The organism is Bradyrhizobium sp. LeoB3, from assembly GCF_055456055.1.
This window is the reverse complement of sequence record NZ_JBVBEF010000160.1, coordinates 1-10,889: the sequence shown is the minus strand read 5'-3', so window position 1 is coordinate 10,889 and position 10,889 is coordinate 1. Positions and strand designations below refer to the sequence as shown.

Here is a 10,889-nt window from a genome sequence, read left to right as displayed (position 1 = left end):
ACGGCGTCGCAGAATCGACGACGCCAGCTAACCGCGCCGCCTGATCGGCCCCATCACCCAATTTCGGCCATAGCTCTGCGGGCGCGCCGTCGGAACGGCCGCCGGCACTCAGGGCCGCGGCATGGAAGGCATCGACCTCGGCGGTTGATTTCGCCCGCAGGCAGATGTGACTGCCCGTATCAGACGCGACCGGCTTCATGCCGGCGCGCAGGTTGATCCAGAATTCGGGATAGCTCTTGCCGAACCCGATCGTGGCCGGACGCGTGACCAGGCGCGAGAGGCCAAGCGGCGCGAACGTTGCTTCATAGAAGCGCGCGGAACGTTCGAGATCGCTGACACCGACAGAGAGATGGTCGATCATGCGTTACCCTCACCCCAGGTTCACCGTCATTGCGAGCGCAGCGAAGCAATCCATGCTTTCACGCGTGGAGAGATGGATCGCTTCGCTGCGCTCGCAATGACGGTGTTTGCCGATGCGTCGCCGCGCCCCTCACCCCGTCGCGCCTGACTTCACCAGTTTGTAGAATACCGAATCCATCAACGCCTGGAACGAAGCATCGATGATGTTCGGCGACACGCCGACCGTGGTCCAGCTTTCGCCGGTCTCGTCTTCACTCTCGATCAACACGCGCGTCACTGCCTCGGTGCCTCCATTGAGGATACGCACGCGGTAGTCGATCAGCTTCAATCCCTCGATATATTTTTGATACTTGCCGAGGTCCTTGCGCAAGGCGACGTCGAGCGCGTTCACCGGGCCGTTGCCTTCGGCAGCGGAGATCAACCGCTCGCCGGCGACGTTGACCTTCACCACCGCGAGCGCGACCGTGACGCGCTGGCCGAGGGCATTGTCGCGCTGCTCGACATTGACGTCGAACTGCTCGACCTTGAAATATTCCGGCACCTTTCCGAGCGTACGCCGCGCCAGCAGCTCGAACGAGGCGTTGGCGGATTCATAGGCGAAGCCCGCGGCCTCGCGCTCCTTCAGCTCGGCGACGAGCCGCGTCAGCTTCGGATCGTTCTTCTCGTAGGGAATGCCGGCCCGGTCGAGCTCGGCGATGACGTTGGAGCGTCCGGCCTGGTCCGACACCAGCACCTTGCGGTGATTGCCGACGGATTCCGGCGGCACGTGCTCGTAGGTCTGAGGGTCCTTCAGCACGGCGGACGCATGGATGCCGGTCTTGGTGACGAAGGCGCTTTCGCCGACATAAGCCGCGTGCCGGTTGGGCGCGCGGTTGAGCATGTCGTCAAGCGTGCGCGACACCTTCATCAGCGTCGTCATCTTCTCTGGCGTAACGCCGATCTCAAGCTTCTCGGAGAACTCCTTCTTCAGCCTGAGCGTCGGGATCAGCGAGCAGAGATTGGCGTTGCCGCAGCGCTCCCCTAACCCGTTCAGCGTGCCCTGGATCTGGCGCACGCCGGCGCGCACCGCCGCAAGCGAGTTCGCCACCGCCTGCTCGGTATCGTTATGGGCGTGGATGCCGAGATGGCTGCCGGGGATGTGGCGTACGACGTCGCCGACGATGGTTTCGATCTCATGTGGCATGGTGCCGCCATTGGTGTCGCACAACACCACCCAGCGCGCGCCGGCCTCATAGGCGGCCTTGGCGCACGCCAGCGCGAACTCGGCATTCTCCTTGTAGCCGTCAAAGAAATGCTCGCAATCGACCATCACCTCGCGTCCGGCAGCCGTCGCCGCGGCGACGCTGTCACGGATCGAAGCGAGGTTCTCCTCGTTCGTGGTCTCCAGCGCGACACGCACCTGATAGGCGCTCGACTTCGCGACAAAGCAGATCGCGTCCGCTTTGGCCTCCAGGATCGTCGCCAACCCGGGATCGTTGGACGCCGAGCGGCCTGGACGCCGCGTCATGCCGAAGGCGGTGAAGCGTGCATGGTCGAATTTCGGCTTTGCCGAGAAGAATTCGGTGTCGGTCGGGTTGGCGCCGGGATAACCGCCCTCGACATAGTCGATGCCGAGTTCGTCCAGCATTTGCGCAATCACCTGCTTGTCCTGCAAGGTGAAATCGACGCCATTGGTCTGCGCGCCGTCGCGCAGGGTGGTGTCGAAGAGATAGAGACGTTCGCGGCTCACGGCGTGCCTCCCGCGGCAGTGCCATTCGCCAGCGTCTTCTGCATCGTGGTGTTGGCGAGCCACTCGCCCTCAATACTCACGCTGTTGCGCTGCTTGGCGACGTAGCCGCGCTTGCGGAAGAAATCGAGCGCGTTGTCGCTGGCATCGACCGAAAGCGTCTTGGTGCCGCGCGCGCCGGCGAGCTTTTCCAGCGCGTCGCACAGCATCGCGCCGACGCCCTGCCCGGCCACGCTCGGATGCACGTAGAGCATGTCGATCTGGTTGTTGTTCTTCAGCGAAGCAAAGCCGACCGGCGAATTCTGGATGGTTGCAATCAGCGTCAACTCCCCGGCGAGCTTCTTGCCGAAGGCCACCTCGTCATCAGCCACGGCTGCCCAGGCTTCCTGCTGCGTCTCGCCGTAGTCGTCGCCGGTCAGTTCCTGGATCGCGGCCACGAAGATCGCCGCCAGCATCGGCGTATCCGCCGGCAGGAACGGTCGCAGTCCGGGTTGTGGGAGTGCCTGTGCCATCATGCCAACTCCCATGTGGTCACGGGTTTGCCGTCGGCCCCCTTGCCGTCCTTCAGCACGACGCCCTTGGCCGCAAGCTCGTCGCGGATGCGATCGGACTCCTTGAAATCCTTCCGCGCACGTGCGGCCGCCCGATCCAAGATCAGGCCTTCGACCCATTTCGGATCGATGCCACTCGCCTGCTGCTTGCGGCCCTTCCATTCCGCGGCACTCTGACCGAGGAAGCCCAGGAAGCGGAGCGATGCCGCAAAAGTGCCGCGCGCCTCTCCATCGCTCACAGCCGCATTCCGCAACCCGTGCAGCGCCGTGATCGTCTGCGCCGTGTTGAGGTCGTCGGACAATGCCTCGACCACGGCCTCAGCCGGCCGCTCGCCTGCGGCATCCGCTGCCACGGCATACCAGTCGTCGAGTGTCCTGGCGCTTTCTTCCAATCCTTTCAGCGTCCAGTCGATCGGCGAGCGATAGTGCGTCTTGAGCATGTTCAGGCGCAGCACTTCGCCCGGCCAGTCCGCCAGCAATTCCCTGATCGTGACGAAGTTGCCGAGTGACTTCGACATCTTCTCGCCTTCGACCTGCAGGAAGCCGTTGTGCATCCAGGTGTTCGCCATACGCGCTTCGTGGAAGGCGCAGCAGCTTTGCGCGAGCTCGTTCTCATGATGCGGGAACACGAGGTCGATGCCGCCGCCATGGATGTCGAACTGCTCGCCGAGATGCTTCCAGGCCATCGCCGAGCATTCGATATGCCAGCCCGGACGTCCCGGCGCTGCGATGCCTGACGGCGACGGCCAGGACGGCTCGCCGGGCTTGGACGGCTTCCACAGCACGAAATCGGTGTTGTCGCGCTTGTAGGGGGCAACGTCGACGCGGGCGCCCGCGATCATCTCGTCCAGCGAGCGGTTGGCGAGCGCGCCGTAACGCGGCAGCACGCCGTTGGCGGCGTTCATCGCCTGCGGCGAGAACAGCACGTGGTCTTCGGCGACATAGGCAAAACCATCCGCGACCAGCTTTTCGATCAGCACCCGCATCTCCGCGATGTGCTCGGTCGCGCGCGGCTCGACGGTGGGGCGCAACGCGCCGAGCGCGTCGACGTCCTCGTGAAACTGGCGCTCCGTCTGCTCGGTGACCTTGCGGATCGCCTCGTTCAGCGGCAGCCCGGGATAATCCCGCGCAGCGCGGTCGTTGATCTTGTCGTCGACGTCGGTGATGTTCCGGACATATTTGACGCGGTTCTCGCCATAGACGTGCCGCAACAGGCGGAACAGCACGTCGAAGACGATCACCGGGCGCGCGTTGCCGATATGGGCGAAGTCATAGACCGTCGGCCCGCAGACATACATGCGCACATTGTTGGGATCGAGCGGCACGAAGGGCCGCTTTTCCCGGGTCAACGTATCGTACAGACGCAATTGCATGGAATACCCGTCCCTTGTGGCCGGGTCGTCACGTGATCTCGATGTGAGAAAAGACGGCCTCAGCCAGCGAATCGCTAGCTAATAATCTCGCGGCAAATGCTGCAGATGGCGAGGTGGCCGTTCATGGTTCCACCATGGCGCCATCCGGGGGACGGCGTCAAGGGCTGTTTGCGCCCGTTCTGAAGGCGATTCCGCCCCTTCCGATGATTCCAAACGCACCATGGTTAATCATTATTAACGTATTGGGCGTAATCGGATAGGCACTGGTTCCCTTCCCCACTCGGTGCTCCATGCGATTTCGATCGGCATTCCTTGCCTGCACATTCAGTTTAGCCACCTCCGCCGCACTGGCCGACAGCCGCGTCTTCATCATCGCCAACCATGATGACGGCTATGGTGTCGACGAATGCCTCGCGCGGGGCGACAAGTGCGGGGCGCACGCCGCCCGCTCCTATTGCCAGTCACGAGATTTTGCCCAGGCCACCGCCTATCGCCGCGTCGATCCTGACGAAATTACCGGCGCCGTTCCGAAGGCCGCGGGAAACTGCAGCGGCAGCGCCTGCGGCGAATATATCGCCATCACCTGCCAGCGCTGATCCGGCCAAGGAGCAGCCAAGGGCCGGTATTCTCACGGGGTTTTGCCACATCGGGGCCCCGGAAACGACGTGACGCTGCCCCGAGAAACGGCTATTGCAGGCGGCCTTGGCCGCGCCGTCGGGCTCGCCCGCCGCGCGGCGTCATTCTGTGACTGGACATGCCCAATCGTCTGAACTCTTGCTTCTCCCGCTGGATCTTGATGTGCGCCCTTCTGGTCGGCACTGCCCTGCCGGCGACTGATGCCTTGGCGCAGACGCCTGACGATGCTTACGCGCAGATGTCTCAGGACGCGCCGCCGGGCGCGCCGTCCAATCCGATCTGCATCCGGCTCGAGGGTCAGCTTGCGAGCATCGACCGCGGAGGCGGCAGCGGCGATTCGATCAGGGACGAGCAGATCCGCCGCTACCAGGAGGCCGCCTCGAGACAGCAGGCCGAGCTCGACCGTGTGATCGCGCAGGGGCGGCGCATGGGCTGCGATGGCTCCGGCTTCTTCTCGCTGTTCAACAACGGCCCGGCGCAATGCGGTCCGATCAACACCCAGATCCAGCAGATGCGCAGCAATCTCGATCAAATCATGATGACCCTGGAGCGGATGCGCAGCGGCGGGCTCGGCGGCGGCGACCGCGAGAACCAGCGCCGCTCGGTGTTGGCTGCGCTCGCGCAGAACAATTGCGGCCCGCAATATGCCAATGCCGTGCGGGGGCCTGGCAATTTCCTCGACAATCTCTTTGGCAATCGTAACGATGATAACGTGACCATTGCGCCGCCGACCGGCGACCTCGCCCCGCAATCCGGCACCTACCGTACGGTCTGCGTGCGAAGCTGTGACGGCGCCTATTTCCCGATCTCGTTTGCGACGGTGCAGGGACGCTTCGCCGACGACGAGAAGACCTGCAAGGCGCAGTGTCCGGCAGCGGAAGCAACCCTGTTCGCCTATCGCAATCCCGGCGAGGACATCAACCAGGCGGTCTCGGTCAATGGCCAGCCCTATACGTCGCTGCCGAACGCGTTCAAGTTCCGCACCGAGTTCAACCCGTCCTGCTCCTGCAAGCCGGCGGGGCAGACCTGGGCGGAGGCGCTGAAATCGGTCGACGACAAGGCCGCCGTCGAGCAGCAGGGCGACATCATCGTCACCGAGGAGAGCGCGCGGAAGATGCAGCAACGCGCGCAACAGCAGTCCACCAAGCAGGCCCCGGCCGGGAAGAAGGGCGCGACATCAGCGAATGCCAGCCCGGCGCCCGACGCACCGGCAGCGCCGGTCGACCAGACCCCGCCGGGAGATCGGCCGATCCGCACCGTTGGCCCGACTTTCCTCCCGAAGAAACAACAATAATCAGCCCTCGAACGCCTCCACCGAGGCGCGCGTGCCGCGCGTCGCCAGCTTCTCGTCCGGCTGCGGCAACGCCTCGCCGCGATCGCGGAAGCGGTTGGTGATCGGATAGCGGCGGTCGCGGCCGAAATTCTTTGGTGTGACCTTGACGCCGGGCGCGGCCTGCCGGCGCTTGTATTCCGCGATGGAAAGCAGCCGGTCGATACGCGCGACCAGTTCACGATCGAAGCCTGCGGCGACGATCGACGCGAGCGGCTCCTCGCGCTCGACCAGTCGTTCCAGGATCGCATCGAGCACATCATAGGGCGGCAGCGAGTCCTGATCGGTCTGGTTCTCGCGCAGTTCGGCCGTCGGCGGCCGCGTGATGATCGAGGGCGGGATCACCTCGCCCAACGGGCCGAGCGCGCCGTCCGGCTTCCAGGTGTTGCGCAGGGCGGAAAGCCGGAACACCTCGGTCTTGTAGATGTCCTTGATCGGGTTGAAGCCGCCGTTCATGTCGCCGTAGAGCGTGGCGTAGCCGACCGACATCTCCGACTTGTTGCCGGTGGTCACCACCATCGCGCCGGTCTTGTTGGAGAGCGCCATCAACAAGGTGCCGCGGGTGCGCGCCTGCAAATTCTCCTCGGTGATGTCGCGCGGCAGGCCCTTGAACGGCTCGGCAAGGATCTTCTCGAACCCGTTCACGGCGTTCGCGATCGGCAGCACCTCGTAGCGGATGCCGAGCATCCTGGTCAGGCTTGCCGCATCATCCAGCGACACCTGCGCGGTATAGCGGAACGGCAGCATCACGCCGTGGACCTGCTCAGTACCGAGTGCGTCCACCGCAATCGCCGCACAGAGCGCCGAATCGATGCCACCCGAGACGCCGAGCAGCACCCCCGGAAAGCCGTTCTTGCGGACATAGTCGCGCAAACCGAGCACGCAGGCCGCATAGTCCGCCTTGTCGCCCTCGAGCAGTGGCATGATCGGTCCGTTGCAGCGCCAGCCCGCCTCGCTCCTGGTCCAGCGCAGCGTCGTGATGCTCTCCTCGAAGGCCGGAAGCTGCGCCGCCACCGACAGATCAGCGTTGAGCGCGAACGAGGCGCCGTCGAACACCAGTTCGTCCTGCCCGCCCACCTCGTTCAGATAGATCAGCGGCAAGCCGCTCTCGGTGACGCGGGCGACCGCGATCGAAAGCCGGAGATCGTTCTTGTCGCGCGCATAGGGCGAGCCGTTCGGCACCACTAGGATTTCCGCGCCGGTCTCGGCGAGACATTCGACGACGTTCTCATAATCCTCGGACTCTTCGAGCCAGATGTCCTCGCAAATGGGCACGCCGACCCGGACACCTTTCACCGTGACCGGCCCCGGCGCCGGTCCGCGTGCGAATAGCCGCTTCTCGTCGAACACGCCGTAGTTCGGCAAGTTGGCCTTGAAGCGCAGCGCTGCGATGCGGCCGCCGTCGAGCAGCGCGCAGGCGTTATAGAGCTTGCCGTCCTCGACCCAGGGCGTCCCGATCAGGACCGCCGGTCCGCCATCAGCCGTCTCGCGCGCCAGTTCCTCGACTGCGGCACGGCAGGCGGCCTGGAACGCCGGCTTCAGGATCAGGTCCTCCGGCGGATAGCCGGCGATGAACAGCTCCGACAGCACCATGAGATCGGCGCCGGCGGCCTTCGCCGTCTGCCGCGCGGCCCGCGCCTTCGCGGCGTTGCCGGCGACGTCGCCGACAGTCGGATTGAGTTGCGCCAGTGTAACAATGAACTCAGGTTCGCTCATGGGATCAATGGTGCCTTGCACCCCTGTAAACTGCAATCGCCTGCGTTAGATCATGCCCATGCGCTCGGCGAGGGCGAACAGCCAGAACAGCCCGGCCATCACCAGCGCAACGCCGACCGCGGCGGAGCCCATGTCCTTGACCCGACCGATCTGCGGATCATGGTCCGTGGTCAGGCGGTCGGCGAGCTTCTCGATCGCGGTGTTGAGCAGCTCGATCACGAGCACCAGCACCACCGATGCAACGAGCTCGACGGAGCGCATCACGGTGGCGCCGATCAGCCACGCCGCCGGCACCGACAACAACAGCGCCACCACCTCCTCGCGAACCGCCTGCTCGGAACGGATCGCAAAGCCAAGGCCGTTCCACGAATTGATGGTGGCCCGCCAGAACCGCAGCAAGTGTTAGAGCCCCGCTACTGCCGGCATCGGTTTGACCTTGCTCGCCCGCTCCTGTTTCAGGAGCTCTGCGATCAGGAAGGCCATATCGATCGACTGTTCGGCGTTGAGACGGGGATCGCAGACCGTGTGGTAGCGGTCGTTGAGATCCTCGTCCGTGATCGCGCGCGCGCCGCCGATGCATTCGGTGACGTCCTGCCCGGTCATCTCCAGGTGAACGCCGCCGGCATAGGTGCCCTCGGCCTGGTGGACGGCGAAGAACGACTTCACTTCCGACAGCACTCGGTCGAACGGCCGGGTCTTGTAGCCTGATGTCGAGGTGATGGTGTTGCCGTGCATGGGATCGCAGGACCACACCACGGTCCGCCCTTCCCGCTTCACCGTCCGGATCAGCGCCGGCAGATGCTCGGCAACCTTGTCGGCGCCGAAGCGGGCGATCAACGTCAGCCGGCCGGGCTCGTTGTCAGGGTTCAGCACGTCGATCAGCTTCAACAACTCATCGGCCTTCAGGGACGGGCCGCATTTCAGGCCGATCGGATTCTTGATGCCGCGGAAATATTCGACATGGCCGTTCTCGAGCTGGCGGGTGCGGTCGCCGATCCAGATCATGTGGCCCGAGGTCGCGTACCAGTCGCCGGTCGTGGAATCGACCCGCGTCAGCGCCTGCTCATAGCCGAGCAGCAGGGCCTCGTGGCTGGTATAGAAATCGGTCGATCGCAGTTCCGGATGGCTCTCGAGGTCTAGGCCGCAGGCACGCATGAAGTTCAGCGCTTCCGAGATGCGGTCGGCGAGTTCCTTGTAGCGGCGTGACTGCGGCGAGTCCTTCAGGAAGCCGAGCATCCACTGGTGCACGCTCCCAAGATTGGCGAAGCCGCCGGTGGCGAACGCCCGCAGCAAATTGAGGGTCGCCGCCGACTGCCGATAGGCCATCAACTGGCGCTGCGGATCGGGCGTGCGCGCCTCCTTCGTGAAGGCAATGTCGTTGATGATGTCGCCGCGATAGCTCGGCAGTTCGACGTCGCCTGCCTTCTCGGTCGGCGAGGAGCGCGGCTTGGCGAATTGTCCGGCGATGCGGCCAACCTTCACCACTGGCAGCGCGCCGGCATAGGTCAGGACCACCGCCATCTGCAGCAGCACACGGAAGAAGTCGCGGATGTTGTTGGCGCCGTGCTCGGCAAAACTCTCCGCGCAGTCACCGCCCTGCAAGAGGAAAGCCTCGCCGGCAGCGACACGCGCCAGCGCCTTCTTCAGGTTGCGGGCTTCGCCCGCGAACACCAGCGGCGGAAAGGTCGCAAGCTGCGCCTCCACGTCGGCCAGTACCTTGGCATCCGGATAGTCCGGCATCTGCAAGACCGTCTTGGCGCGCCAACTGTCGGGTGTCCAGCGCTCGGACATGGGCGTTAACTCCTGAGCAAAAACCGCTACTTATCCGGGAAAGCGAAGCTATATATACAGGCTGTTGAAGGACCGCCAGCCGGAATTCCATCTGTCCGCTCAAGCTCTTGCAACAACAGTCGAATTCGCATTTGTTAGAGCAAAACGTCAACGCTTAAGGAAAATCCGTAAGTGGCTGAGGCTGCGCTCGACGACGTCTTCGCCGACGACATCATTGTACCCGCCATCGACGGCTACCCTCTCGGAGCGACGCTGTTCCTGCCCCGCGGCGCCAAGCGGCAAGCGGTCCTGATCAATTCGGCGACCGCCGTGCCGCGCAAGGTCTACAAGGGCTTTGCCGCCTATCTCGCCAAGCGCGGCTCCGTCGTCCTCACCTACGATTATCGCGGCACCGGCGATTCCGGGCCGAAGTCCGTGAGCGGAGACAAGCAGCCGAAATCGCTGGTCGGCTTCAAGGCCTCGATGTCGGACTGGGCCGCGCTCGACGTCACAGCTGCCGTGAGGTGGATGCGCGAGCGCTACCCGGCGCTGCCGCTCGCTTATATCGGCCATTCCTTCGGCGGCCAGGCGCTGGGACTGATCCCGAACAACATCGAGGTGTCGCGCGCGCTCCTGGTCGCTTCCCAAGCCGCGACCTGGCGATTGATGGCCTCGCCCGAACGCTATCGGGTCTTTGCCGCCATGAACTACGTCCTTTTGCCGTTGACCCGCATGCTCGGCTACACCCCCGGCTGGGCCGGGCTCGGCATGGATTTGCCGAAGGGGGTGTTCGAGCAATGGACGAATTGGGTGAACAGCCCGCGCTATCTGTTCGATGATGCCGCGCTCACCACGGTGTCGAACTTCGCAAAATTCGAGGGTGCCCTGCGTGCGCTCTGCATCAGCGACGATCCCTGGGCGACGCGGCCCGCGGTCGAATTGCTCTGCTCGGGATTTGGTGCCGCCAAACCGGAGATCATCTCGATCACGCCGGCGGATGCAGGCGTCAAGAAGATCGGCCATTTCGGTTTCTTCCGTCCCGAGCACCGCGACACGCTCTGGCGCGGCGCCGCGGAATGGCTCGAGGCGGGTGAGTAGCTCAAGCGCTATCGTCATTGCGAGCTCTGATTCATCTGATTCAAATGTCAAACAGCTTCTCCGCTGTCATCATCCGGCTTGACCGGACGATCCAGTATTCAGAGGCGGCGGTGCTTGAGCCGAGAGGCCGCCGGATACTGGATGCCCCGCTTTCGCGGGGCATGACGATAGAGTTTGAGGAAAAAACGTGAATCTGCATTCTCGCGGCATGTATTGCCCGAGCTTTGCGTCTCGTTTCACCCTCCTCGACTTAGAGGGCGCAGGGAAAGCCGGGTGCCGGTTGCACCCATGGGTCCCGTGCAACAAAAAGCACGGGGGTAGGACCACAG

General features: G+C 64.1%; 10 protein-coding genes. 3 read left to right on the top strand and 7 right to left on the bottom strand.

The features are described 5' to 3' along the window. The 4 genes from ACZXDY_RS42840 to cysS form a co-directional block, all read right to left on the bottom strand. A partial coding sequence (locus ACZXDY_RS42840; protein WP_464349634.1) for a VOC family protein occupies positions 1-361 on the bottom strand: 361 nt, incomplete at its 3' end. Between the two features lie 129 nt (positions 362-490). Beyond that, positions 491-2,089, bottom strand: a complete 1,599-nt coding sequence (gene cimA / locus ACZXDY_RS42835; RefSeq protein WP_130226348.1) for a citramalate synthase — start codon at positions 2,087-2,089, stop codon at positions 491-493. After that, positions 2,086-2,598 (bottom strand): GNAT family N-acetyltransferase, encoded by a 513-nt coding sequence (locus ACZXDY_RS42830; protein ID WP_130226349.1) that lies wholly within the window; start codon positions 2,596-2,598, stop codon positions 2,086-2,088. Before ACZXDY_RS42830 ends, cimA begins: the two co-directional genes overlap by 4 nt. After that, the gene (gene cysS / locus ACZXDY_RS42825) at positions 2,598-4,010 is read right to left on the bottom strand and encodes a cysteine--tRNA ligase (protein ID WP_464349633.1); all 1,413 of its coding nucleotides are present in this window, start codon (positions 4,008-4,010) and stop codon (positions 2,598-2,600) included. Before cysS ends, ACZXDY_RS42830 begins: the two co-directional genes overlap by 1 nt. Positions 4,011-4,300: 290 nt before the next feature. Between cysS and ACZXDY_RS42820 the strand changes: the two genes are divergently transcribed. Together ACZXDY_RS42820 and ACZXDY_RS42815 are read left to right on the top strand one after the other, a co-directional pair. Then, positions 4,301-4,606 carry a hypothetical protein gene (locus ACZXDY_RS42820; protein WP_464349632.1) on the top strand — a complete coding sequence of 102 codons (306 nt, stop codon included), beginning with the start codon at positions 4,301-4,303 and terminating at the stop codon, positions 4,604-4,606. A gap of 158 nt (positions 4,607-4,764) precedes the next feature. After that, positions 4,765-5,940 (top strand): DUF2865 domain-containing protein, encoded by a 1,176-nt coding sequence (locus tag ACZXDY_RS42815; protein ID WP_464349631.1) that lies wholly within the window; start codon positions 4,765-4,767, stop codon positions 5,938-5,940. On the opposite strand, the gene ACZXDY_RS42810 is transcribed toward ACZXDY_RS42815, so the two are convergent. The 3 genes from ACZXDY_RS42810 to ACZXDY_RS42800 are packed head-to-tail and all read right to left on the bottom strand — an operon-like array spanning position 5,941 to position 9,483. Beyond that, a complete protein-coding gene (locus tag ACZXDY_RS42810) occupies positions 5,941-7,692 on the bottom strand; it encodes an NAD+ synthase (protein WP_464349630.1) in 1,752 nt (583 codons plus the stop codon). Positions 7,693-7,737: 45 nt separating this feature from the next. Then, positions 7,738-8,091: a diacylglycerol kinase gene (locus ACZXDY_RS42805; protein WP_028166519.1), complete on the bottom strand. Its 354-nt coding sequence runs from the start codon at positions 8,089-8,091 to the stop codon at positions 7,738-7,740. Between the two features lie 3 nt (positions 8,092-8,094). Beyond that, on the bottom strand, positions 8,095-9,483 hold the full coding sequence (locus ACZXDY_RS42800; protein WP_464349629.1) for a class II 3-deoxy-7-phosphoheptulonate synthase: 1,389 nt from the start codon (positions 9,481-9,483) through the stop codon (positions 8,095-8,097). Between the two features lie 171 nt (positions 9,484-9,654). On the opposite strand from ACZXDY_RS42800, the gene ACZXDY_RS42795 reads away from it, so the two are divergent. Continuing rightward, entirely contained in the window at positions 9,655-10,560 is a 906-nt protein-coding gene (locus tag ACZXDY_RS42795) for an alpha/beta hydrolase family protein (protein ID WP_464349628.1), read from the top strand. Positions 10,561-10,889 lie beyond the last annotated feature (329 nt).

Coding starts and splice junctions, on each gene's coding strand:
- cysS (WP_464349633.1), bottom strand. CDS start 4,010: ATGCAATTGCGTCTGTACGATACGTTGACCCGGGAAAAGCGGCCCTTC.
- ACZXDY_RS42815 (WP_464349631.1), top strand. CDS start 4,765: ATGCCCAATCGTCTGAACTCTTGCTTCTCCCGCTGGATCTTGATGTGC.
- ACZXDY_RS42820 (WP_464349632.1), top strand. CDS start 4,301: ATGCGATTTCGATCGGCATTCCTTGCCTGCACATTCAGTTTAGCCACC.
- ACZXDY_RS42810 (WP_464349630.1), bottom strand. CDS start 7,692: ATGAGCGAACCTGAGTTCATTGTTACACTGGCGCAACTCAATCCGACT.
- ACZXDY_RS42800 (WP_464349629.1), bottom strand. CDS start 9,483: ATGTCCGAGCGCTGGACACCCGACAGTTGGCGCGCCAAGACGGTCTTG.
- ACZXDY_RS42830 (WP_130226349.1), bottom strand. CDS start 2,598: ATGGCACAGGCACTCCCACAACCCGGACTGCGACCGTTCCTGCCGGCG.